This is a genomic window from Polynucleobacter sp. AP-Jannik-300A-C4, from assembly GCF_018688335.1.
Lineage (GTDB): Bacteria > Pseudomonadota > Gammaproteobacteria > Burkholderiales > Burkholderiaceae > Polynucleobacter.
In genome coordinates, this window is the sequence record NZ_CP061316.1 from 927858 (window position 1) to 950752 (window position 22895).

Below are 22895 nucleotides of genomic sequence, written 5' to 3' on the forward strand. Positions count from 1 at the left end.
ATTAAAAAAACTCCAGGCGGTAACAAACCAGTAGAGCAAGCGGACTTGTTTGCAGGTGAACCTATTGAAATGAATGTTGTTGAAGTTGACGAGCCAATTACTGCTGAAGCAGGCGGCCCGAAAGATCCTCATGATCCAAAAAAGATTGAGCTCAATGAAGATGACAAAGACAGCCTCACCTTGGCAGTCTATGCTGAGCGGGCTTACTTAGATTACGCAATCAGCGTTGTTAAGGGCCGCGCCTTACCCGATGTATCGGATGGTCAAAAGCCAGTACAGCGCCGTATTCTGTTCTCAATGAGTGAGATGGGTTTACGCGCTGACGCTAAACCTGTGAAGAGTGCTCGCGTGGTTGGTGATGTTCTCGGTAAGTTTCATCCCCATGGCGACCAATCTGCCTACGACGCATTAGTGCGTCTTGCCCAAAGCTTTTCACTGCGATATCCGCTGATCGATGGTCAGGGTAACTTTGGTTCACGTGATGGCGATGGTGCGGCAGCAATGCGTTACACCGAAGCGCGTTTAACCAAGATTGCTGGACTCTTACTCAGTGAGATTGATGAAGGCACGGTGGACTTTGCACCGAACTACGACGGATCTTTTCAGGAGCCTAAGTTATTACCAGCACGCTTACCCTTTGTTCTATTGAACGGAGCATCCGGTATTGCGGTAGGTATGGCAACAGAAATCCCTTCACATAACTTACGTGAAGTCGCTAGCGCGGCGATTGCTTTAATGAAGTCTCCGAAGATGAGTACTTCAGAACTATTGGAGATCATGCCTGGCCCAGACTATCCAGGTGGTGGTCAAATCATTTCTTCCTCGGCTGAAATTGCACAGATTTATGAAGCAGGTCGTGGTAGCCTCAAAGTTCGTGCTCGCTGGTCTATTGAAGAGCTAGCTCGTGGCCAATGGCAAGTTGTGGTGAATGAGTTACCGCCATCCACATCATCTCAACGTGTATTACAAGAGATTGAAGAAATTACCAATCCAAAAGTGAAGGTTGGTAAAAAGACATTAACTCCTGAGCAAAACAATCTCAAATCCACCATTTTGAATGTTCTCGATGGTGTACGTGACGAGTCGAGCAAAGATGCCGCTGTGCGTTTGGTATTTGAGCCTAAGAGTAAAAATATTGACGTTAATGAGTTCGTCAACTTATTACTGGCGCATACATCCTTGGAATCCAATGCGCCAATGAACTTGGTGATGATTGGTACCGATGGTCGCCCACGTCAAAAAGGTCTCAAAGAGATTATTGCTGAGTGGATTTCTTTCAGAGTTGGAACTGTTACACGACGTACTCAGCATCGCTTGGGTAAAGTCAACGATCGGATGCATATTTTGGAAGGACGCCTCATTGTTCTTCTCAATATTGACAAGGTCATTAAGATCATTCGTAATAGCGACGAGCCTAAGGCTGACCTCATTAAAGAATTTAAGCTGAGCGATCGTCAAGCCGAAGATATTTTGGATATCCGTTTGCGTCAGTTGGCTCGACTGGAAGGCATCAAGATTGAGCAAGAGTTAAAAGAGCTCAAGTCTGAGCGTGATGATCTTGAAGGTTTATTGCAGAGCGATACCGTATTACGCAAGCGCATTATCAAAGAAATCGAGTCTGACATGAAGGATTTTGGCGATGATCGCCGTACCTTGATTCAGGAAGATAAGCGCGCTGTTGCCGAGACTAAGGTATTGGATGAACCAGTAACTGTGATCGTGTCTCAAAAGGGTTGGGTACGTGTACGCCAGGGTCACGAGCATGATGCAACGCAGTTTGGCTTCAAAGCGGGTGATGCTCTCTACGGCACGTTTGAGTGCCGCACAGTTGATGTGATGCAAGGCTTTGGTAGTGATGGCCGTGTCTATACAGTTCCCGTCAGTGAATTGCCAGGCGCTCGTGGAGATGGTTCGCCATTAACAAGCTTTGTGAACTTGGCAGCTGGATCGCAGATGGTGGCCTACTATGCCGGTCAATCTGATGATCTTGTACTGATCTCAACTCGATCTGGTAATGGCTTCCTAGCAAACGTTGCAGACATGACTACCCGTAATAAGGCTGGTAAGTCATTCGTTGGCATCGATAGCAAATTCCCAGGCGGTGATGCACCGCTCGGAGCTGCTAAGGTGACTGCTGGCATGAAGCAAGTTGCCTGCTTATCTGAAAGCTCTAAGTTGCTAGTTTTCCCGCTCGATGAACTCAAGCGTTTACCTACTGGTGGTAAAGGTGTGATTTTGATGGGCTTGGACGATAAGGAGAAACTGGCTTCTGCAATTGCGGTGGGTGCTGATGGGGCGACTTATTCTGGTGCTGGTCGTGCAGGCAAGCCAACAGAGTTGAGTCTCGACGCAAAAACTCTGAAGTCTTTTGCAGGTAATCGCGCTCGTAAGGGACACTTTGTAGAGCCAAGACTCAAGGATGGAAAGCTAAAAGCGAACTAAGATTCTTCGCTCAGCTTCTCAGAACTTAAAAAATCCGGTCATTATCTGATCGAATTTTTTATTATCAACTCAGACTTTCTTGGGGATTGGTAGGCCGTACTTAACTGAAATCACTTCAGCCAAAATAGATACAGCGATTTCTGGTGGGGTTAAGGCGCCAATAAATAGGCCAACAGGACCATGGAGGCGTTCAACCTGTTCCTGTGTCACATCAAACTCGAGCAAGCGGGCTTTACGTTTCTGAGTATTGATTCTGCTACCCAGCGCACCAACATAAAAAGCGGGAGACTTTAATGCCTCCATTAAGGCCATGTCATCCAGCTTCGGATCGTGCGTTAACGCAACTACAGCTGTATGAGAGTCAACCCCGATTTCTAGGAGGACGTCATCCGGCATGCCCTTGATAAATTGAATGTGCTCGCGATTAATTCCTTCTGCATACTCCTCACGTGGATCAATCACAATGACTTCAAAGTCAGAGGCGAGCGCAAAATCAGCGGTATAAATCGAGAGTTGGCCTGCGCCAATGATGACCATGCGCCAGCGTGGACCATAAGTAGTTTTCATCAGTCGCTCATCACAGATGAAAGCCTCATTACGATCACCAGCATTTAGCGTCGATTTTCCTGTTGAGAGATCAACCGTGCGCGAAGTGATTTGGTGATTAGAGATGGATGTCAAAATGGATTCCAGAATCGCTAATTCCGGTTTTGGTTCTACCAATAAGCGTAGCGTTCCACCGCAAGGTAGGCCAAAGCGGGCAGCTTCTTGTTGGCTAACCCCGTAGATCACCATTTCAGGCAAATCCTTTGTGAGGATTTCAGTTTGGACACGTCGAATCAAGTCATCTTCTACACACCCGCCAGAAACCGATCCAGTAACTTGTCCATCGCCACGAATAGCCAACCAAGAGCCTATGGGCCTTGGAGCAGAGCCCCATGTTTGAACAACTGTAGCGATGGCGACAGGATGGCCGGATTTGAGCCAATCAACGGCAGCTTTTAATACGCTTAAATCGGTGCTATTCATCTCTTATCTTTAATATTTTTTTGTATTTATTATTTTTTACTAGCAATCTAATTATTATCACCTTAATGACAAGTTCTAGCCCATCCACTCAAACCTCGCCATTACGCTTGGCTGTGCTGTTATTGGCAGCAGGTGAGGGTAGTCGGCTGGGAGCGTACCCTAAAGCCTTGCTTTGTAAAGATGGTCAGACTCTTTTGCAGCGCTTTTCGAGTGCAATCCAAGAATTTAGTCCAATTGAGTATCTAGTGGTGACAGGCTTTCATGCGGAGGCGATCCATTCGGAGCTTACTAAGTTGAATGCCTTGCTAGCTTGCCCCATTAAGGCTATTCAAAATCCTATCCCTGAAAGAGGTCAACCCTCATCTGTTCGCCTAGGACTTGAGTCTCTCCATGGAAACTTTGACGTTTTGTTAATTGCACTATCCGATCAGCCAGAAGTGGGGGCAAAGGAAGTTCAAGAGTTATTGGATGAGTATGACAAGCGTGAGAGTGGTCAAGAAATCATTCTCCCGGTAGTAAAAGGGAGGCGTGGCAACCCCGTTCTATTTTCACGTAAAGCAGTAATGGATGTGTTAGCAAGTCCAGACATGGTTTGCCGAAAATATATGGATATCCATCCTGACCTCGTCAGACTGATGGCCACAAGTAATGAAGCATTCATAATGGATGTCGACACGCCGGAAGACATCCATCGGCACAATTTGAGTCTATTGAGTTTTTAAATCTCAGCAATCAACTCAATTTCAACGCAAGCGCCTAGAGGGATTTGCGCGACACCAAATGCGCTACGAGCATGTTTACCTGCATCACCAAACACCTCAAAGAGTAATTCCGAGCAACCATTCACAACCAAGTGTTGCTCAGTAAATTCAGAGGTGGAATTCACAAGACCCATGACTTTCACAATGCGCTTCACTTTATCAAGAGAGCCCAAGTGATTTTGTAATGTCGAAATTAAATCAATCGCAATTGACTTAGCTGCTGCTTTACCAGTCTCCGTATCCATGTCTAAACCCAGCTTACCAACCCAGGGTTTGCCATCTTTCTTGGCAATATGTCCGGATAGGAAAACGATGTTGCCAGTCGTTGCAGCCATGACATAGGCAGCAGCAGGGGGTCCAGGTGGTGGTAAATCGATGCCCAGGGTTTTCAGGCGATCGCTAATGTGATTTGTCATAGGGTGTCAAAAAAATAAAAAATGAAAAAAGAAATTGATGGGCGGTTTGGTATGAGTAAATACTACTAGATTACTTGGAAAGTTGACGCATGGCATTTTCAAGACCATTTAATGTAACGGGATACATGCGGTCCTTCATTAAGCCCTTCATGATGTCGATTGATTGTCGATACTGCCAAACTGATTCAGGCTCAGGATTAAGCCATGCAAAGTGGGGAAAGTGATCAATGAGGCGATTAATCCACGATGCACCCGTTTCTCGGTTGTTGTATTCCACTGCACCATTTGGGCTCAGAATCTCATAAGGGGACATGGTGGCATCCCCAATAAAAATGAGCTTGTAGTCAGGGCCATATTTATTAATGATGTCTTGTGTAGCAGTGACCTGATCACGTCTGCGGCGATTGCTCTGCCAGAGATGCTCATAGACGCAATTATGGAAGTAGTAATACTCCAAGTGCTTAAATTCAGTTTTGACAGCGGTGAACAATTCAGAGATACGTTGAATATGATCATCCATAGATCCGCCAACATCCATTAGCAACAATACTTTGACTTGGTTATGGCGTTCGGGCCGCATTTGAATATCGAGCATGCCTGCATTTGCAGCTGTGGAATGAATGGTTTTATCTAGATCTAACTCAAGGCTAGAGCCTTCTCTAGCAAAACGACGTAAGCGGCGCAGTGCCATTTTGATATTGCGCGTACCTAGACTGAGGTCGCTGTCGTAATCCTTAAATTCTCGCGCTTCCCAGACTTTAATAGCAGTTCGATTGCCAGCACTTTCGCCGCCAATACGAATGCCCTCTGGGTGATAGCCACTGTGACCAAAAGGCGATGAACCTCCTGCACCAATCCATTTATTACCGCCACCATGCCACTCTTTCTGCTCCTTCAGCAGTTCCTGAAGGCGCTTTTGTAGTGCTTCAGGACCACCTAACTTTTTGAGTGCTGCTTTTTCTTCCTCGCTCAATACGCGTTGTAATTTTTTCTCAAGCCAGTCCAGCGGAATATCCGGAGCTAATGCAATGATTTGCTCTACACCATTAAAGTAAGAGCCGAAGACTTGATCAAAGCGATCAAAGTGCTGCTCATCCTTTACCAATGTTATGCGCGCTAGTTGGTAAAACTCATCAATCGAAGGATTAATGACGCCGCCTCTTAAAGCCTCAAGAAGCGTTAAAAATTCTCGAACTGAAACAGGTACCTTAGCCTCCTTGAGCTTGAGAAAAAATTGAATCAGCATGATTCAGCTATCGCCATATAAAAGTGGGTGAGACTAGCGGTGATTCCGGTTCATCATCACGAGTCGCTCGAATAGATGGATATCTTGCTCATTTTTGAGCAGTGCGCCATGTAGCGGTGGAATCGTAATTTTCTCTTCACTGCTATAGAGCGCATCTGCTGGAATATCCTCTGCCAGTAGAAGTTTTAACCAGTCAATAAGCTCTGAGGTTGAGGGTTTCTTCTTTAAACCAGGTAATGATCGGATCTGGTAAAAAGATTTAAGGGCTGCTTCAAGCAATTCTTGTTTGATATTGGGGTGATGCACATCAACAATGCTTTGCATAGTTGCAGCATCTGGAAATGAGATGTAATGAAAAAAGCAGCGACGCAAAAATGCATCGGGTAATTCTTTTTCATTATTTGAAGTGATGATGACAAGAGGGCGGTGCTTGGCCTTAATCAGTTCACGGGTTTCATATACATAGAATTCCATGCGATCAATCTCCCTCAGGAGGTCATTGGGAAACTCAATATCTGCTTTATCTATTTCGTCAATCAGGAGAACGACAGGTTCATCCGCTTCAAACGCCTGCCAAAGAACCCCTTTCACAATGTAGTTACGAATGTCGTTTACTTTCTCATCGCCAAGCTGAGAGTCCCTTAGTCGGCTAACAGCATCGTATTCATATAAGCCTTGTTGAGCCTTTGTGGTGGATTTAATATGCCACTGCATGAGTGGCATATTTAGGGCTGCAGCGACTTCCTCGGCTAACATGGTTTTACCCGTCCCTGGCTCACCCTTAATCAACAGAGGGCGCTGAAGTTGAAAGGCGGCATTTACTGCCAATTTCAAGTCATCGGTAGCAACATAGCTTTTGGAGCCATCAAAACGGGATTTGGTCTTTGTCATGGTTGTAGCAATCAATTTGTCTGAAACAGCATTCAAGTATAGGTAAAAGGGTGCTTATTTTCAGTGTTTTTACTGATTTCAGGGCTTGAATCGAGGCAATGCGCTCTGTCTCCGCTATACTCTTCCCAAATTGATTTAAATCAAACCCGTTAATGATGATTTCTATGAAAAAACACCTCATTCTTTCCCAATTGACCCTCTGCGCTGCTTTGGCTTTTGCTGGATTTTCTGCCCAGGCTCAAGATGTCAAAGGTTCTGCCCAAGCTGGACAAGGCAAGGTTTGGCTTTGCATTGGTTGCCACTCCATCCCAGACTACCGTGCTGACTATCCTTTGGTTTACAGAGTTCCAATGTTAGGTGGCCAAAATGCTGCTTACATTTCTAGCTCTTTAGCTGCCTACAAAAAAGGCGAAAGAAAGCATCCAACGATGCGTTCTATTGCTGCCAGCTTGTCTGATCAAGACATGGCTGACCTTGGCGAATACTATGCTGCGCAAACTGCCAGCTCACCAAATAACCCATTGAAGTGATATTTAGAGGCACGTTTATGAAATTCGCACTAATTACCGCCATTTTGTTATCCAGTATTGGCATTGCTCAAGCAGCTAGCGCCGATAAAGGCAAAGCCCTAGTTGAGAAGGCCAACTGTGCCTCTTGCCATGGTGCTGGCCTGAACGCTCCAATCTTGCCTGCTTACCCAAAGTTAGCCGGTCAGTACCCTGATTACCTTTACTACGCTTTGCGTGCTTATCAAGTTGGCGGTAATAACGCTCAATTTGGTCGCAATAACGCTGTAATGTCTTCACAAGTACAGTCATTCTCGGATGCAGACCTTCAAGATATGGCTGCCTATATTTCTAAATTACCTGGAAATTTCGTAATTAAGAAGTAATCCAAAGGTTTGGGCTGCACAAACAAAAAGGCTTAGGTTAATTACCTAAGCCTTTGTTCTATTTGAGTTCCCTCTTACAAACTTATTTAGTAGCTTCAAGACCTCTAGCCAGATGCTTGCGCATGGCTTGCTCTGCAGCGAGAGGATCTCTTTTGAGGATTGCCTGCAGTATCTCTCGATGCTCTACCAGGGAGCTCAATAGTCTTCCACTCCTACTGAGAGAATCTCGTCTTTGCAATTTCAGCACTTTGCGTAAGTCATCTATGACGCCATTCATCCACTTATTACCAGCAATTTCTTGGATTAACTCATGAAATTTGACGTTAATTTCAAAGAACTGCTCCAAATCTCGGTCTGCAGCCGCCTTTTCTAGGCGGTGATGAAGGTTATCGAGTTGAGTTAGCTGGGCCTCTGAGGCCTTAATAGCAGTCTCTTTTGCTGCTTGACCCTCTAGGAGCGAGAGTACGGTAAAGATTTGCTCAAGATCGCGCCTATCTACCTCGGTGACATAGGCGCCTTTATTCATTTTGGTCGTTACTAGGCCTTCAGAAGCAAGGACTTTGATTGCCTCGCGCATTGGAGTTCTGCTGATTCCAAAGGCCATCGCCAGGCTTTGTTCATCTAGCCAGCTGCCTGGAGCTAGTTCATGGGAGAAGATTTGCTCACGCAGTCGCTCAGCAACGTCTTCGTATAAGGGTCGATTAATTAGTTTTGTATTCATAATTATGTATACAGTATCTAGACAAATTCAAAAATGTCAAGCAAAATAACCCCACAAATTTAGTAACAATGTAATAAAGCCAACCAGGAGTGCTTTATGAGTGCGAGTGAAAAAAAGTCAGCAACGAATGCATCTAATACTTGGCCAAATGTGCCGGACAGTAATTTAGATGCTTGGAAAAAATCAGCCCAAAAGTCAGCGCCGAATGGTGATGTCGATAAATTAGGTTGGCAAACTCCGGACGGGATACATCTCAAGGCCTTGTATACCGCTGAAGATACCGAAGGGCTTCAGTACACACATTCCTTACCTGGTTTCGAGCCATTTGTTCGTGGACCTCAGGCAACAATGTACTCAGTTCGCCCTTGGACGATTCGTCAATACGCTGGCTTTTCAACTGCAGAAGAATCCAATGCTTTTTATCGCAAAGCTTTAGATGCAGGCGGTCAAGGTGTTTCTGTAGCTTTTGACTTAGCAACCCATCGTGGCTACGACTCTGATCATCCTCGGGTAACTGGTGATGTTGGTAAGGCTGGTGTAGCCATAGATTCAGTGGAAGATATGAAGATCTTGTTTGATGGTATTCCATTGGATAAGGTATCAGTGTCGATGACGATGAATGGTGCTGTATTGCCTGTATTGGCTGGTTACATTGTTGCTGGTGAAGAGCAGGGTGTGAAGCAGGAATTGTTATCAGGCACGATTCAGAATGACATTCTGAAAGAGTTCATGGTGCGTAACACTTATATATACCCACCAGAGCCCTCAATGCGCATCATCGGTGACATCATTGAATATACCGCGAAGCACATGCCGAAATTTAACTCGATCTCTATCTCGGGTTATCACATGCAAGAGGCGGGAGCAAACCAAGTTCTCGAACTCGCTTTCACATTAGCTGATGGTAAAGAGTACGTCAAAACTGCTCTGGCTAAGGGCTTAGATGTCGATGGTTTTGCGGGTCGCCTTTCATTCTTCTTTGCTATTGGCATGAACTTTTACCTTGAAGTTGCCAAGTTACGCGCTGCTCGTCTCTTGTGGTGGCGCATTATGAAGTCCTTTGAGCCAAAGAATCCAAAGTCCTTGATGTTGCGTACACATTGCCAAACATCGGGATGGTCTTTAACAGAACAGGACCCATATAACAACGTGGTTCGTACAACAGTTGAAGCTATGGCCGCAGTTTTTGGTGGCACTCAATCTTTGCATACGAATTCCTTTGATGAAGCGATTGCTTTGCCATCTGAATTCTCAAGCCGTATTGCTCGCAATACCCAGTTAATTCTGCAAGAAGAGACCCATATCACTAGTGTGATCGATCCCTGGGCTGGTTCTTACATGATGGAGAACCTCACCCAAGAGATGGCTGATAAGGCCTGGGAAATCATTCAAGAAGTTGATGCCATGGGTGGCATGACTAAGGCAGTGGAGAGTGGTTGGGCTAAGCTCAAGATTGAAGCTGCTGCTGCTGAGAAACAAGCCAAGATTGATTCCGGTTCCGATGTCATTGTTGGCGTGAATAAATATAAGCTCGGCAAAGAAGACTTGGTTGACGTCTTGATGATTGACAACGACAAAGTTCGCGAAAGCCAGGTTGCGCGCTTAAAAGATATTAGAGCTAAGCGTGATTCCAAAAAAGTTGAAGCCGCATTAGAGTCATTAACCAAAGCTGCAGAAGAAAATACCGGTAACTTATTAGAGTTGGCCGTGCAGGCAATTCGTTTGCGGGCAACCGTTGGTGAGGTTTCTGATGCATTAGAAAAAGTTTACGGGCGCCATCGCGCCGATACTCAAAAGGTGACCGGTGTGTATGCAGCTGCTTACGACTCAGCAGAGGGCTGGGAAAAATTGAAAGTTGAGATTGCGGATTTTGCAAAAGACTTTGGTCGTCGCCCACGTGTGATGATTGCCAAGCTTGGACAAGATGGTCATGATCGCGGTGCCAAAGTCGTTGCCACTGCGTTTGCTGATTTGGGGTTTGACGTTGATATTGGCCCCTTATTCCAAACGCCAGAAGAGTGCGCTCGTCAGGCGATTGAGAATGACGTTCACGCTTTAGGCATCTCTACTCTTGCAGCAGGACATAAAACTTTAGTGCCAGCAATTATTGCTGAGCTGAAGAAGCAGGGTGCTGACGACATTATTGTCTTCGTTGGCGGCGTCATTCCAAGACAGGATTACGACTTCTTATATGAGGCTGGCGTAAAAGGTATTTATGGCCCAGGCACTCCAATTCCGGCATCGGCAAAGGATGTGCTTGAGCAGATTCGTAAATCTGTAAAGCCTGATTAACTTACGGATCGTCGATATCAGCATGCTCAATGCAGTTGACCAAGCCTTGGTGAATGATCTCACCGGTGCGCCTTCATCGGCGCAGCGTCGAGCCTTGGCGAAGATCATCACTTTGCTTGAGTCCACTCGTATGGATCATCGCAAACGTGCTGATGAGGTACTGAATACCTTATTACCAAAGACAGGCAAGTCATTTCGTTTGGGCATCTCAGGCGTGCCAGGTGTTGGTAAGTCCACATTAATTGAAACTTTGGGTTTGTATCTGATTGAGAAGGGTCATCGTGTTGCCGTTTTGGCTATTGATCCTTCTTCAAGCTTATCTGGAGGCTCCATTTTGGGTGATAAGACCCGCATGGAGAGATTGTCAGTTTTAGACAATGCATTTATTCGGCCGAGCCCCTCATCCTGCACATTGGGTGGCGTAGCTGAGAAAACACGAGAGGCCATGTTGGTCGCTGAGGCAGCGGGTTTTGACATTGTGATTGTTGAAACTGTGGGTGTGGGTCAAAGCGAAATTGCAGTTGCCGGTATGACGGACATGTTCTTGCTACTGCAGTTGCCTAATGCTGGAGACGATCTTCAGGCAATTAAAAAAGGTGTCATGGAAATTGCTGATTTGATTGTGATCAACAAGGTAGATATCGATCCAGATGCAGCAATGCGCGCGCAATTATTTATTACCAGCTCCTTGCGTCTTTTAGGCTTCCAGGGCAACCCCGATCATGCTTCACATAATCAGGAGTATTGGCATCCCCAGGTCATGACCCTCAGCGCCTTAGAAGGCAATGGCGTGCCTGAGTTATGGGAAAAAATTCTACATTTTCAGAAACTGCAAAACGCAAATGGCCAGTTACAGTCACGCCGTAAGCAACAGGCAGGTGCCTGGATGTGGGATCGAATTGATGCAGGTCTCAAGAATGCCTTTCAGAATCATCCAGCAGTACAAGCACTATTACCCGGCCTGAGTGCCGAGGTAAATCAAGGAACCATGGCCGCTTCTGTTGCTGCGAGACGTTTGCTCGAAGCAATGGGACACGAATTTTTCTAAGGGAGTAGTTATGAAGGAAATCATTCAACAGCTTGAAGCAAAGCGCGAGCTTGCCAGATTAGGTGGCGGGCAAAAGCGTATTGCTGCACAACATTCCAAGGGTAAATTGACTGCACGTGAGCGTATTGAGCTCTTGTTAGATGCTGGCACCTTTGAAGAGTGGGATATGTTCGTTGAGCATCGTTGCCATGACTTTGGTATGGCCGATCAAACTGTTCCAGGGGACGGTGTTGTCACTGGTTATGGAATGATCAATGGCCGCTTGGTTTTCGTATTCTCACAAGACTTTACTGTCTTGGGCGGCTCTCTCTCAGAGGCGCATGCCGAGAAGATTTGCAAGATCATGGATCAAGCTCTCAAGGTGGGTGCTCCTGTGATTGGTTTAAATGATTCTGGTGGTGCGCGTATTCAGGAAGGCGTTGCCTCTTTGGGTGGCTATGCTGAGATTTTCCAGCGTAATGTGACTGCTTCTGGAGTCATTCCGCAAATCTCTTTAATTATGGGACCATCCGCAGGTGGCGCTGTGTATTCACCAGCGCTAACGGATTTCATCTTCATGGTGAAAGACAGCTCTTACATGTTCGTTACTGGCCCAGAAGTGGTAAAGACTGTGACTCATGAGGATGTCACCGCTGAAGAGTTGGGTGGCGCTATTACACACTCGACTATTTCAGGTGTTTGTGACTTAGCTTTTGATAATGATGTTGACGCCATCATGATGCTACGTCGTTTCTTTAACTATCTCCCCTTATCGAACCGTGAAAAGCCGCCAACTATCAATGGCGCACAACGCACTGAAGAGCCTGATTTCTCTCTCGATACTTTGGTGCCAAGCAATCCGAATCAACCTTACGATATGAAAGAGTTAATCGAGAAGATTGTGGATGATGGTGAGTTTTTTGAACTTCAGCCTGATTATGCAAAGAACATCTTGATCGGTTTTGCGCGCATGGAAGGTCGCTCCATTGGTATCGTGGCTAACCAGCCATTAGTACTGGCAGGCTGCTTAGATATCAAAGCATCCATTAAAGCGGCTCGCTTTGTTCGCTTCTGCGATGCCTTTAATATTCCGGTTGTGACCTTGGTTGACGTACCTGGATTTATGCCTGGTACATCACAAGAATATGGCGGCATTATTAAACACGGTGCCAAGTTGCTCTATGCCTATGCAGACTGCACAGTACCTAAGGTCACTCTGATTACCCGTAAAGCTTACGGCGGTGCTTATGACGTGATGGCTTCCAAACACTTGCGTGGCGACGTTAACTTTGCTTGGCCTTCAGCTGAAATTGCAGTGATGGGACCAAAGGGTGCTGTGGAAATTATCTTCCGCGAAGAAAAATCGGATCCAGCAAAAATTGCGGCTCGCGAAGCTGAATACAAAGCTAAGTTTGCAAATCCATTTGTAGCGGGGCGACGTGGCTATATTGATGATGTGATCTTGCCGCATGAGACACGTAAGCGTATCTCACGTTCTTTGGCCATGCTTAAAGACAAAGAGCTGACAAACCCACCGCGTAAACACGGCAATATTCCTCTCTAAGGCGCCGATAAATCATGACTACGAAAATGTTTAAGAAAATATTGATTGCTAACCGCGGCGAGATTGCTTGCCGTGTAATGAAAACTGCCAAGAAGATGGGCATTAAGACGGTCGCCGTATATTCTGAGGCAGACAAAGAGGCACGTCACGTGCAGATGGCCGATGAAGCGGTTTGCATCGGGCCTGCACCTTCGCGCGAATCCTATTTAGTAATGGATCGTATTATTCAGGCCTGTAAAGATACGGGTGCAGAAGCGGTTCACCCAGGCTACGGCTTTCTTTCTGAGAATGAGCAATTTGCAAAGCGCTGCGAAGAAGAGGGCATTGTATTTATTGGACCTAAGCATCAGTCCATTGCTGCCATGGGCGATAAGATTGCATCCAAAAAGCTTGCCTTAGAAGCCAAGGTTAATACCATTCCCGGCTACAACGAAGCGATTGATACCAATGAAGAAGCGGTCAAGATTGCTCAAGGCATTGGTTACCCAGTCATGATCAAAGCATCTGCAGGTGGCGGCGGCAAAGGTTTGCGTGTTGCATTTAATGATAAAGAGGCGTCCGAAGGTTTTGCTGCTTGCAAAACAGAGGCGATGAATAGCTTTGGTGATGATCGTATTTTCATTGAGAAGTTTGTTGAAGGTCCACGTCATATTGAGATTCAGGTTCTGGGCGATTCACATGGCAATGTAGTCTATCTAGGTGAGCGTGATTGCTCTATTCAACGACGCCATCAAAAGGTTATTGAGGAAGCGCCATCCCCATTTATTGACCCTGCGACTCGTAAGGCGATGGGTGAGCAAGCTGTTGCACTAGCAAAGGCTGTGAACTATCAGTCTGCCGGTACCGTAGAGTTTGTTGTCGGCAAAGATAAGTCTTTCTACTTCCTGGAGATGAATACCCGCTTGCAAGTGGAGCATCCAGTGACTGAGGGTATTACTGGTCTTGATTTAGTTGAGCAGATGATTCGTGTTGCTGCGGGTGAGAAGCTAGCATTTAAGCAAGAGGATATTAAATTAGACGGTTGGTCTATGGAGTGCCGGATTAATGCGGATGACCCATTCCGTAACTTCTTGCCATCGACAGGTCGCCTAGTCAAATACCGCCCACCAGAAGAGTTAGATGGTGTGCGTGTTGATACTGGTGTCTTTGAGGGCGGCGAGATCCCGATGTATTACGACTCCATGATTGCCAAGTTGATTGTGCATGGCAAAGATCGTACTGAGGCGATTGAAAAGATGCGTGCCGCATTAAATGACTTTGTCATTCGTGGTATTCATTCAAATATCCCTTTCCAGGCAGCGCTTTTGCAGCATCCCCGCTTTGTCTCTGGTGATTTCACTACAGGTTTTATTGCTGAAGAGTATCCAGATGGGTTCAAAAAGGATTCCGTGCAGCCAGCAGATCCAAAGCGTTTGGCTGCGCTATCGGCATTTATGCGCTACCGCTATCTTGAGCATATCCAAATGATTGACGGCCAATTGGCCGGTCATGAGATGACGATTGCCAAGAAGTTTGTAGTCGTTACTGGTTCACGGGTTGGTTCGAATGAAGACATCAAAGAGATCCCTGTTCGTGTAGATCTGAAAGATGGCATTTACTCAGTCTACATTGAAGAAGAGGGCGATGTCAGCCGCTACAACATCGTTAGCAACTGGCGTCCTGGCGAGCTGTGCTTACGTGCAACCATCAACGGCACACATAAGATTACTGCTCAAGTTGAGCGCAAGGGTGTGAAATACGCACTTGTCTTGGATGGTGCACATTATGAGTGTATGGTCCTAAGCCCTCTAGGTGCTGAGCTTCAGCGTCGTATGTTGGTGAAGGTGCCACCAGATACCTCTAAGCTCGTGATGTCTCCAATGCCTGGCTTATTAACTAATATTTCCGTAAAAGTTGGCGAGGCGGTCACTGCAGGTCAAAAATTAGCTGCTATTGAAGCCATGAAAATGGAAAATACATTGGTTGCTGCGCAAGATGGTGTGGTTGCTGAGATTTGCGCCAATGTTGGTGAAAGCTTAGCGGTTGATCAATTAATCATTCGCTTCGAGTAAGTAAGCCATGACTAAACCATTCAAGATATTGGGTATTCAGCAAGTTGCGATTGGCGGCGAAAATAAAGATCGTCTCCGCAAGCTTTGGGTTGACTTATTAGGCTTTGAGTTCAAGAGCACATTTGTCTCTGAGCGTGAGAACGTGGATGAGGATATTTGCGCTATCGGTAAAGGAGCTCATGAGATTGAGATTGATCTCATGCAACCCTTTGATATCGAAAAGAAGCCAGCTGTTCATCAAACTCCTTTAAATCACATTGGTCTATGGGTGGACGATCTACCAAAGGCAGTGGAGTGGTTATCTAGCCAAGGCTTACGCTTTGCTCCGGGGGGCATTCGTAAGGGTGCAGCTGGGTATGACATTACCTTTGTGCACCCCAAAGGTAATGAAGAGTTTCCGTTCTGTGGTGAGGGTGTTTTGATTGAGCTTGTCCAAGCTCCACCAGATATCATTGCAGGCTTGAGTTCTTAAGTATCAGAGAGTCCATATTTTGACCCGTATATTGGCCATCGACACCTCATCGGCTTGGTGTTCGGTGGCTTTATCTTTAGGTGATGTTGCACCCTTAGTTCGCCACCAAAAGGTGTCGGCTGGCGCTAGCCAACTCTTATTGCCCTGGGTTGAAGAGTTGTTATCTGAGGCTTCAATCGAACTGAGCTCTCTAGATGCTATTGCCATTGGGGTTGGCCCAGGTGCATTCACGGGAGTTCGCCTTGGGGTTGCTGCTGTCCAGGGTTTAGCGATTGCGGCAAGACTGCCAGTCTTGCCCGTAGCAAGTCTAGATGCAATTGCAAGTCAACTGGTTCTCACCCCAGCGTTTACTTCTTCGGGAGCCCAGTCATTTGTGATTGCTGTTGATGCTCGCATGGAAGAGGTCTATTGGGCTCGTTATCGAATGACAGCAAATGATTTGCCCCAGCGGCAGGGCGATATTCATTTGACTGCCCCTGAGGGTGTTGATCTGACAAATATCGACTTTCTTGCAGGAAGTGCGATTGCAGAGTTTGGCGATCGCATCTTTTCTAGTATTCCCAAGCCCCTTGCCAATAGCCAAATTGATTCAAGCATTGGGGTTAACGGATCGGGTGTTTTAGCTTGTGCTCAGGATATGTGGAGCAAAGCTCTTCAACAAGACGTCCATTTACTTGAACCACTCTATATCCGCAATAAAGTTGCATTGACCTCTGCTGAGCGGAGTCAGATTCATGGTTGATGCTGTCAACGGCTTGCGGTCAAGCACGGAGGGCATAACAGAGCTTTCTTTTCTTCCAATGACTGTCACGGATTTAGATTCAGTCCTTGCTATTGAATCGGTTTCACACATACATCCTTGGACGAGAGGCAATTTCTCAGATTCCCTTGCTGCTGGGCATTGGGCTTATTGTGTCAGACCGCAATTATCAGATGCAGTTAAAGGCAGTTATTTAGACCCAGAGATTCTGTGGGCTTATTGCATCCTTTTTCCTGCGGTAGATGAATTGCATCTACTCAACATTACGGTTTCGCCAAAATTGCGTCGTTTGGGTATCGGCGTAAAAATGATGAATGCAATCGAGGGTGTCGCTGCACAGCAAAATATGCCCCGAATTATTTTAGAGGTCAGACCAAGTAATGAGTCAGCCTTAAAGCTCTACCAAAGACTGGGGTACGAGCAAATTGGCATACGTAAAAATTATTACCCGGTTGATGCCGCCAGTGGATTGCGTGAGGATGCTCTGGTTTTGGCTAAATCGATTAAGCTTGAGGCATGAACACAAGCACGAATTCCACCTTCCTTAAAGAGATGGGCATTACTGAATGGACATCACGTGATGCTATTTCTGATCAGCCCCAAGCTGTAGCAACCATGTCGCCTGTTGCTGAAGAAACTCAGGAAAGAAGATCTTTAGGAATATGGTGGTTTTTTGGCAATAAACCTCAAGGGGATGCAGAAGTGCTTTTTCAAAATATCATTCGTGTACTTGGCTTAAGTGCACACGAGTGGTCCTGGAAAAATCCTGCAGAAGTGTTCAATCCTGAACTATTGCCATCAGACGGATCCCCCATTGTTGCAATTGCGTTTGGTGGTTCTGCCGCTCAAAAATTATCTGGTGAACGCGATGGATTGCCAGAGCTGCGTGAAACTGTTTTGGCAATCAATGCAGATGGCGCGGAGGATTTACCGCTCATCGCAACCTTTGAATTAAATCAGTTGATTGCTAGGCCTAAGGATAAGGCGCTATTTTGGCAGGACCTATTGCTTGCTAAATCTGTCCTGCAAAATATTTAATCATTTTGCTTAGTGCTTATGCTCGCCAATTAAATGCATCGAGTCATATTCAGCCTGATTGGCTTTATGACGTTTGATAACTAGCCACATGATCGCGCTGACCGCGACACCAAAGCCAATAATCACAGCTTGGATCGGTGCATCCAGCCAAATTAATCCCGAGTAGATTAATAACATCATGAGTACGGAAATGTTCTCATTAAAGTTTTGTACGGCAATGGAATGACCTGCAGACATTAGGACGTGCCCGCGATGCTGAAGTAGTGCATTCATTGGCACCACAAAGTAGCCCGCTAACCAGCCTACCAGTATTAACAAGAAATATGCTGGCAGTAAATTGAGTGAGATCTCAAACTTGCCAATGGTCCAAATAGTTGTATTTGGCAGCATGTCTGAGTTGTAGATTGCCATGATGCAAACCACTAGACCCATGGCAATGCCATAAGGAAGGACTTTCAGGGAGCTACGGAGCGGTATGCGCCAAGCAGCCCAAACTGCACCTCCAGCAACGCCGACAGCGGAGATCGCCTGCAGGATGGCTCCTTGAGATAGAGTCATATGCAGGGCAACTTGAGCCCACTTAATGACAATAAATTGCAGCGTGGCGCCGGCACCCCAAAATAGCGTGGTGACCGCCAAAGAGATCTGCCCTAAGCGATCAGCCCAGAGGGTTTTGAAGCAGATGGAGAAGTCCTTTACCAGCTCGATTGGATTGGTTTTTTGGGACTCGTAACGTGCCCCAGTGTCAGGAATACGCAAATTAATAAGTGCAGCTAGCACATAAATCATCATGATGATGAGAATGGCAGACTCTGCAGCCGTATCAATGCTAGTTTCTAGAATCGGCATATCAAAACCTAAAAGGCTCTGCGACACGGATTTGCTAATCAGAACACCGCCTAGCACTGTCCCCAAAATGATGGAGCCTACAGTAAGCCCCTCAATCCAGCCATTGGCTGCAACCAGTTTTTCTGGGGGTAGCAGCTCGGTCAAAATGCCGTATTTTGCTGGTGAGTAGGCTGCAGCACCTAAGCCAACGATCGCATAAGCCAATAGTGGGTGGCTGCCAAACAGCATCACCACGCAGCCGATGAATTTAATCGTATTGGTAATAAACATGACATTGCCCTTGGGGCGGGAGTCTGCAAAGGCCCCCACAAAGGCTGCCAGCAATACATAGGAAAGAACGAAGAATAATTTGAGTAAGGGAGTCATCCAGGCCGGAGCGCTAAGCTGGACCAAGAGGGCGATTGCTGCAATCAGCAAAGCGTTATCAGCAAGCGACGAAAAAAATTGCGCCGCCATAATGATGTAAAAACTACGGTTCATTCGTACAATCTAGTCATTAATGTAATTAAAACATGAAAGGAGGGGTGGATATGTGCTCATCAGCTAGTCGGTTGATAAATAGACCAATTTTGGCAACTATACACACTGAGGCCTTTCATCATAATTTAAGTCGGATTCGAGAGCTCGCCCCTGAGTCAAAGATCTGGTCGGTAGTAAAGGCTAAAGCCTATGGCCATACTTTAGAGGCCGCATTTAAAGGGCTGGAATCGACCGATGGTTTTGCCTTGCTGGATATTGCAGATGCACAATGGCTAAGGGATCGTGGCTGGGAAGGACGCATTCTCTTGCTAGAGGGTATTTTTAATCAGCAGGAGCTGGATTTAGTGGCCGAGCTTCAATGTGACTTGGTAGTTCACAGTGAGAAGCAGGTCATCTGGCTTGAGGCCTTTAAGAATCATTCGGGCCACCCAATCAGCGTATTTTTAAAGCTCAATTCTGGGATGAACCGCCTTGGTTTTAGGCCTGATCAGTACCGCACCGCTTTTCATCGCCTTCATTCGGCCGGATATCACCTACATCACATGACCCATTTTGCCAATGCCGATCAGGTAGATCATGCACCATCCGTTGGTGAGCAAATGGAGTGTTTCGAGGAAACTATTGAAGGTCTGGAAGCGCCCACCTCTCTGGCTAATTCAGCTGCAATTTTATGGCACCGCAATGCACTGGGTGATTGGGTTCGACCTGGAATCATGTTGTACGGTGTTTCTCCAACCGGGGTTCATGCAGACATTATTCGAACGGAACTCCAGGCGGTCATGCAACTGCGGAGTGAAATCATCGATATTCAGGAATTAAAAAAGGGTGATCACGTTGGCTATGGTGGTCGCTATCAAGCTCCAGAGGATATGCGTATTGGTGTGATTGCCTGTGGCTATGCTGATGGTTATCCACGTCATGCGGAAGATGGCACGCCAGTTTGGGTTGATGGCGCTGATCCACAGGGTGATGGTGTGATTTGTCCAATCGTTGGTCGAGTTTCTATGGACATGTTGACGATTGACTTGCGTGAAGCACCTAATGCCAAGATTGGTAGCGTTGTAGAGCTATGGGGTAATGAAGTCCCGGTAGATGATGTAGCTCAGATGAGTGGAACTATTGGCTACGAGCTTATTTGTGCATTGGCGCAAAGGGTGCCGGTGGTCATCAAGTAATGCAGTGCTACTTGATGAAACCCACTTTCGTTTTTTACTTATTCCAGATTTGCCACCAACGACGTTCTTTTTGAACGCGTTGGCCAGTAATCATCATTTGGCTGTCTGGGAAATTGAGCTTAAATACACGCAGAGAATCATTACTCAGATCAGTCATGCCTAATTTCTCGTAAGACTTCGTAAGTAGATAGAGCGCTTCTTCAACGGCTGGCGCACGATCGTAATCACGAATCACAAGCTGCGCTCGATTGGCTGACGCTAGATATGCACCACGCTGATAGTAATAACGAGCCACGATCACATCTGCTTCGGCTAGTGAGTTCACGATGTAGCGCATTCGATCTAAAGAGTCAGGCGCATATTTACTGTCAGGGAAACGCTCAACCACCACTTTGAAAGACTCAAATGCTTCTTTGGCTGCTTTTGGATCGCGCTCACTCAAGTCTTGCCCGGTAAATTTACCGAGCCAACCTAAATCATCATTAAAACTAATCAAGCCCTTTAGGTAGTAGCCGTAGTCTAAGTTAGGGCTACCTTGATGCAGTTTGATGAAGCGATCAATCGCGACTTGAGCCTGAGCTTGTTCTTGGCCTTTCCAATAGCAATAGGCTGCATTGATTTGTGCTTGCTGAGAATAGGGGCCAAATGGGAAGCGACCCTCTAGTTTTTCAAAGTACTTGCCGCACTTTGCATAATCAGCATCTTTTAATTTGTCGGTTGCTTCCGAATACAGTTTTGTCTCAGACCAAATATCAGAATCATCTTTTGATCCATCGCTGCCTGCACACCCACCGAGGACCAGGCAGGCTGCACTAGCCCCAACAAATAGTGAAATGAGGGATTTTCTGGAAGATGCCCTAATAGTGGCAGCAAGCCTTAAACTGGCGTCTGTAATAACGTCCGACATAACTAAAAGGCTCTTTAAGCGTGGCATTGCCGCATACTCCCGATTCGAATCCCATTGATTATATCGATGATGAGGATTTCATTGCCCTAGAAGTTCCTGCTGAGGTCAGCGGAGAGCGCTTAGATAAGTTTCTTGGGGGTGCTTTACCTGATTACTCCCGCAATCGACTCAAAGCTTGGGTTGAGGCTGGGGCAGTCACGGTGGATGGAAAAGTCACCAAAGTACGCCATTTACTGCGCGGAAGCGAGAGTATTAAGGTGTTTCCACAGGAAATGCCCGAACAATTTGCCTTTGCCCCGGAAGATATTCCCCTCGATGTTGTCTATGAGGATGATTCCATCATTGTGCTTAATAAACCCGCTGGACTTGTCGTACATCCAGCCGCTGGAAATTGGACGGGAACCCTATTAAATGGCCTGTTATATCGTTTCCCAGAGCTAAAAAATTTACCAAGGGCTGGAATTGTCCATCGCTTAGATAAAGATACGTCTGGACTGATGGTCGTAGCTCGCACGGATGTTGCGCAAACCTCACTAGTAAGACAGCTTCAGGAGCGAACTGTTGGGCGGCGCTACCTTTCTTTAGTTTGGGGTGATGCGCCTTCTCAGGGCAAGGTATTGGCAACCGTAGGTCGTGATCAGCGTGATCGCCTCAAAATGGCTGCTGGCTCCGCCCAAGGTAAACCGGCTGCCACTCTGTTCCGACGCTTGGCCAAAGGGACTTTTTTAGAATGTCCAGTTGCCTTGCTGGAATGCCGCCTGGAAACTGGCCGCACCCATCAAATCCGTGTACACCTCGAATCCTTGGGTTTTCCACTCTTGGGTGACCCGGTTTATCGCAAAAGAACGCCTGGAGCAGCAAAAACATTACCCTTTAGTCGTCAGGCTCTGCATGCTTATGCCCTCAGTTTGCAGCATCCATCGACACAGGATGTGATGACCTGGTTTAGATTGCCCCCTCAAGATTTAATGAATTTGCTGCCTCTGCTTGGAATGAGTGAGGCAGACCTACCTAAAGAAGATGCCTTAATGACATCCATCAAAAATGATCAGCGCAATTCAGCAGATTGAGCCAACTTGGCTTGTACCCAAGCAAATTCAAGCTTTTTGTACGACTCGGAATGGTGGGGTTAGTAAACCTCCTTTTAATAGCCTTAATCTCGGGCTGAATGCTGGCGATGATGTGGACGATGTGGTGCAAAACCGCAGAGCCTTACGATCACACCTTCCTGCCGAGCCAGCTTGGCTTAAGCAGATTCATGGCACTACAGTGAGCACTCCGGCCTCAAGAAGTGCTTTGCTTAGTGAGCCATTTGAAGCGGATGCCTCTGTTACCAATATTCCAAACGAGGTACTGGCCATTCTAACGGCCGATTGCATGCCGGTATTGTTCTCAAGCAAGAATGGTGATGTTGTTGGGGCAGCTCATGCTGGCTGGCGAGGTCTCAGTGGCGGAGTTTTAGAAAATACCATTCGGGAAATGCGTCATTTATCCCCGGACCTGCTACCAAAAGATATTGTGGTGTGGATGGGTCCTGCAATCGGACCTACTGCATTTGAGGTCGGCGAAGATGTGCTGCAAGCGTTTGCCGGCCAATCTCATGCTATTTTGTCCGAGGCATTTAAATCTATTGCTGGTAGTCCTGGAAAGTATTTAGCCAATTTATATCTACTCGCTCAGGACCGTTTACGTTCTGCTGGCATTGAGAGGGTATATGGCGGCGACTTTTGCACATCCAGTGATTCAGTAAATTTCTTTTCCTATCGGAGGGATAAAGTAACCGGTCGATTCGCTTCCTTAATTTGGATCGCGGGCAAGACTCCATCTTCGGGTTATTACTAGCTTAGCCCTAGGGCTAGGGTTAGTGCGTATAACCCTTACA

22 protein-coding genes are annotated in these 22895 nt (G+C 46.5%); 15 read left to right on the forward strand and 7 right to left on the reverse strand.

Annotated features, from left to right (window positions below; genetic code table 11):
• Positions 1 to 69 precede the first annotated feature (69 nt).
• Positions 70 to 2442: a DNA topoisomerase IV subunit A gene (parC, locus tag FD975_RS04885; RefSeq protein ID WP_251371446.1), complete on the forward strand. Its 2373-nt coding sequence runs from the start codon at positions 70 to 72 to the stop codon at positions 2440 to 2442.
• Positions 2443 to 2511: 69 nt separating this feature from the next.
• Here the strand turns inward: parC and FD975_RS04890 are convergent, their stop codons facing one another.
• Complete coding sequence (locus FD975_RS04890; protein WP_215303575.1) at positions 2512 to 3471, reverse strand: XdhC family protein; 960 nt, start codon at positions 3469 to 3471, stop codon at positions 2512 to 2514.
• 65 nt (positions 3472 to 3536) lie between these two features.
• On the opposite strand from FD975_RS04890, the gene FD975_RS04895 reads away from it, so the two are divergent.
• A complete protein-coding gene (locus FD975_RS04895) occupies positions 3537 to 4193 on the forward strand; it encodes an NTP transferase domain-containing protein (protein ID WP_215303577.1) in 657 nt (218 codons plus the stop codon).
• Here FD975_RS04895 and FD975_RS04900 read toward each other — a convergent pair.
• The 3 genes from FD975_RS04900 to FD975_RS04910 all read right to left on the reverse strand — a co-directional run bounded on the left by FD975_RS04900 (position 4190) and on the right by FD975_RS04910 (position 6785).
• The gene (locus FD975_RS04900; RefSeq protein ID WP_215303579.1) at positions 4190 to 4648 is read right to left on the reverse strand and encodes a RidA family protein; all 459 of its coding nucleotides are present in this window, start codon (positions 4646 to 4648) and stop codon (positions 4190 to 4192) included. The genes FD975_RS04895 and FD975_RS04900 overlap by 4 nt on opposite strands.
• 70 nt (positions 4649 to 4718) lie before the next feature.
• Positions 4719 to 5894, reverse strand: a complete 1176-nt coding sequence (locus FD975_RS04905) for a VWA domain-containing protein (protein WP_215303581.1) — start codon at positions 5892 to 5894, stop codon at positions 4719 to 4721.
• A 33-nt stretch (positions 5895 to 5927) separates the two neighbouring features.
• Positions 5928 to 6785, reverse strand: coding sequence for a MoxR family ATPase (locus tag FD975_RS04910; protein WP_215303583.1), 858 nt, complete (start codon positions 6783 to 6785; stop codon positions 5928 to 5930).
• A 164-nt stretch (positions 6786 to 6949) separates the two neighbouring features.
• On the opposite strand from FD975_RS04910, the gene FD975_RS04915 reads away from it, so the two are divergent.
• A complete protein-coding gene (locus tag FD975_RS04915; protein WP_215303852.1) occupies positions 6950 to 7315 on the forward strand; it encodes a cytochrome c in 366 nt (121 codons plus the stop codon).
• 17 nt (positions 7316 to 7332) lie between these two features.
• Positions 7333 to 7677 (forward strand): cytochrome c, encoded by a 345-nt coding sequence (locus FD975_RS04920; RefSeq protein WP_215303585.1) that lies wholly within the window; start codon positions 7333 to 7335, stop codon positions 7675 to 7677.
• A gap of 82 nt (positions 7678 to 7759) precedes the next feature.
• On the opposite strand, the gene FD975_RS04925 is transcribed toward FD975_RS04920, so the two are convergent.
• Positions 7760 to 8398 (reverse strand): GntR family transcriptional regulator, encoded by a 639-nt coding sequence (locus FD975_RS04925; protein WP_215303586.1) that lies wholly within the window; start codon positions 8396 to 8398, stop codon positions 7760 to 7762.
• A 96-nt stretch (positions 8399 to 8494) separates the two neighbouring features.
• Here FD975_RS04925 and scpA point away from each other — a divergent pair, with 96 nt between their 5' ends.
• From scpA to FD975_RS04965, 8 genes are read left to right on the forward strand one after another with little or no spacing between them, the layout of a single operon-like run.
• Entirely contained in the window at positions 8495 to 10690 is a 2196-nt protein-coding gene (scpA, locus tag FD975_RS04930; RefSeq protein ID WP_251371427.1) for a methylmalonyl-CoA mutase, read from the forward strand.
• Between the two features lie 22 nt (positions 10691 to 10712).
• Positions 10713 to 11738: a methylmalonyl Co-A mutase-associated GTPase MeaB gene (gene meaB / locus FD975_RS04935; RefSeq protein ID WP_215303588.1), complete on the forward strand. Its 1026-nt coding sequence runs from the start codon at positions 10713 to 10715 to the stop codon at positions 11736 to 11738.
• Between the two features lie 10 nt (positions 11739 to 11748).
• Positions 11749 to 13281 (forward strand): acyl-CoA carboxylase subunit beta, encoded by a 1533-nt coding sequence (locus tag FD975_RS04940; protein WP_215303590.1) that lies wholly within the window; start codon positions 11749 to 11751, stop codon positions 13279 to 13281.
• Positions 13282 to 13307: 26 nt separating this feature from the next.
• Positions 13308 to 15332 carry an acetyl-CoA carboxylase biotin carboxylase subunit gene (accC, locus tag FD975_RS04945; protein ID WP_215303856.1) on the forward strand — a complete coding sequence of 675 codons (2025 nt, stop codon included), beginning with the start codon at positions 13308 to 13310 and terminating at the stop codon, positions 15330 to 15332.
• Between the two features lie 7 nt (positions 15333 to 15339).
• Entirely contained in the window at positions 15340 to 15804 is a 465-nt protein-coding gene (locus tag FD975_RS04950) for a VOC family protein (RefSeq protein WP_215303592.1), read from the forward strand.
• 19 nt (positions 15805 to 15823) lie between these two features.
• Entirely contained in the window at positions 15824 to 16546 is a 723-nt protein-coding gene (gene tsaB / locus FD975_RS04955; RefSeq protein ID WP_251371428.1) for a tRNA (adenosine(37)-N6)-threonylcarbamoyltransferase complex dimerization subunit type 1 TsaB, read from the forward strand.
• Entirely contained in the window at positions 16539 to 17084 is a 546-nt protein-coding gene (rimI, locus tag FD975_RS04960) for a ribosomal protein S18-alanine N-acetyltransferase (RefSeq protein ID WP_215303594.1), read from the forward strand. Before tsaB ends, rimI begins: the two co-directional genes overlap by 8 nt.
• On the forward strand, positions 17081 to 17602 hold the full coding sequence (locus tag FD975_RS04965) for a hypothetical protein (protein WP_215303596.1): 522 nt from the start codon (positions 17081 to 17083) through the stop codon (positions 17600 to 17602). Before rimI ends, FD975_RS04965 begins: the two co-directional genes overlap by 4 nt.
• A 9-nt stretch (positions 17603 to 17611) precedes the next feature.
• Here FD975_RS04965 and lplT read toward each other — a convergent pair whose 3' ends face one another.
• On the reverse strand, positions 17612 to 18931 hold the full coding sequence (gene lplT / locus FD975_RS04970) for a lysophospholipid transporter LplT (protein ID WP_215303597.1): 1320 nt from the start codon (positions 18929 to 18931) through the stop codon (positions 17612 to 17614).
• A gap of 74 nt (positions 18932 to 19005) precedes the next feature.
• On the opposite strand from lplT, the gene alr reads away from it, so the two are divergent.
• Entirely contained in the window at positions 19006 to 20106 is a 1101-nt protein-coding gene (gene alr / locus FD975_RS04975) for an alanine racemase (protein ID WP_215303860.1), read from the forward strand.
• A gap of 34 nt (positions 20107 to 20140) precedes the next feature.
• Here the strand turns inward: alr and FD975_RS04980 are convergent, their stop codons facing one another.
• Entirely contained in the window at positions 20141 to 21013 is an 873-nt protein-coding gene (locus FD975_RS04980) for an outer membrane protein assembly factor BamD (RefSeq protein ID WP_215303599.1), read from the reverse strand.
• Positions 21014 to 21033: 20 nt separating this feature from the next.
• Between FD975_RS04980 and FD975_RS04985 the strand changes: the two genes are divergently transcribed.
• Both FD975_RS04985 and pgeF read left to right on the forward strand, forming a co-directional pair.
• Complete coding sequence (locus FD975_RS04985) at positions 21034 to 22083, forward strand: RluA family pseudouridine synthase (protein ID WP_215303601.1); 1050 nt, start codon at positions 21034 to 21036, stop codon at positions 22081 to 22083.
• On the forward strand, positions 22058 to 22855 hold the full coding sequence (gene pgeF, locus FD975_RS04990; RefSeq protein ID WP_215303602.1) for a peptidoglycan editing factor PgeF: 798 nt from the start codon (positions 22058 to 22060) through the stop codon (positions 22853 to 22855). The genes FD975_RS04985 and pgeF overlap by 26 nt, the downstream gene beginning before the upstream one ends.
• Positions 22856 to 22895 lie beyond the last annotated feature (40 nt).

Bases quoted from the DNA above. Each gene is read 5' to 3' on its own strand.
- accC (WP_215303856.1), top strand. From the start codon at position 13,308: ATGTTTAAGAAAATATTGATTGCTAACCGCGGCGAGATTGCTTGCCGT.
- lplT (WP_215303597.1), bottom strand. From the start codon at position 18,931: ATGAACCGTAGTTTTTACATCATTATGGCGGCGCAATTTTTTTCGTCG.
- FD975_RS04895 (WP_215303577.1), top strand. From the start codon at position 3,537: ATGACAAGTTCTAGCCCATCCACTCAAACCTCGCCATTACGCTTGGCT.
- FD975_RS04905 (WP_215303581.1), bottom strand. From the start codon at position 5,894: ATGCTGATTCAATTTTTTCTCAAGCTCAAGGAGGCTAAGGTACCTGTT.
- FD975_RS04940 (WP_215303590.1), top strand. From the start codon at position 11,749: ATGAAGGAAATCATTCAACAGCTTGAAGCAAAGCGCGAGCTTGCCAGA.
- FD975_RS04920 (WP_215303585.1), top strand. From the start codon at position 7,333: ATGAAATTCGCACTAATTACCGCCATTTTGTTATCCAGTATTGGCATT.
- parC (WP_251371446.1), top strand. From the start codon at position 70: ATGAATGTTGTTGAAGTTGACGAGCCAATTACTGCTGAAGCAGGCGGC.
- FD975_RS04965 (WP_215303596.1), top strand. From the start codon at position 17,081: ATGAACACAAGCACGAATTCCACCTTCCTTAAAGAGATGGGCATTACT.
- FD975_RS04915 (WP_215303852.1), top strand. From the start codon at position 6,950: ATGAAAAAACACCTCATTCTTTCCCAATTGACCCTCTGCGCTGCTTTG.
- scpA (WP_251371427.1), top strand. From the start codon at position 8,495: ATGAGTGCGAGTGAAAAAAAGTCAGCAACGAATGCATCTAATACTTGG.
- FD975_RS04950 (WP_215303592.1), top strand. From the start codon at position 15,340: ATGACTAAACCATTCAAGATATTGGGTATTCAGCAAGTTGCGATTGGC.
- rimI (WP_215303594.1), top strand. From the start codon at position 16,539: ATGGTTGATGCTGTCAACGGCTTGCGGTCAAGCACGGAGGGCATAACA.
- FD975_RS04890 (WP_215303575.1), bottom strand. From the start codon at position 3,471: ATGAATAGCACCGATTTAAGCGTATTAAAAGCTGCCGTTGATTGGCTC.
- pgeF (WP_215303602.1), top strand. From the start codon at position 22,058: ATGATCAGCGCAATTCAGCAGATTGAGCCAACTTGGCTTGTACCCAAG.
- FD975_RS04910 (WP_215303583.1), bottom strand. From the start codon at position 6,785: ATGACAAAGACCAAATCCCGTTTTGATGGCTCCAAAAGCTATGTTGCT.
- meaB (WP_215303588.1), top strand. From the start codon at position 10,713: ATGCTCAATGCAGTTGACCAAGCCTTGGTGAATGATCTCACCGGTGCG.
- FD975_RS04980 (WP_215303599.1), bottom strand. From the start codon at position 21,013: ATGTCGGACGTTATTACAGACGCCAGTTTAAGGCTTGCTGCCACTATT.
- FD975_RS04900 (WP_215303579.1), bottom strand. From the start codon at position 4,648: ATGACAAATCACATTAGCGATCGCCTGAAAACCCTGGGCATCGATTTA.
- FD975_RS04925 (WP_215303586.1), bottom strand. From the start codon at position 8,398: ATGAATACAAAACTAATTAATCGACCCTTATACGAAGACGTTGCTGAG.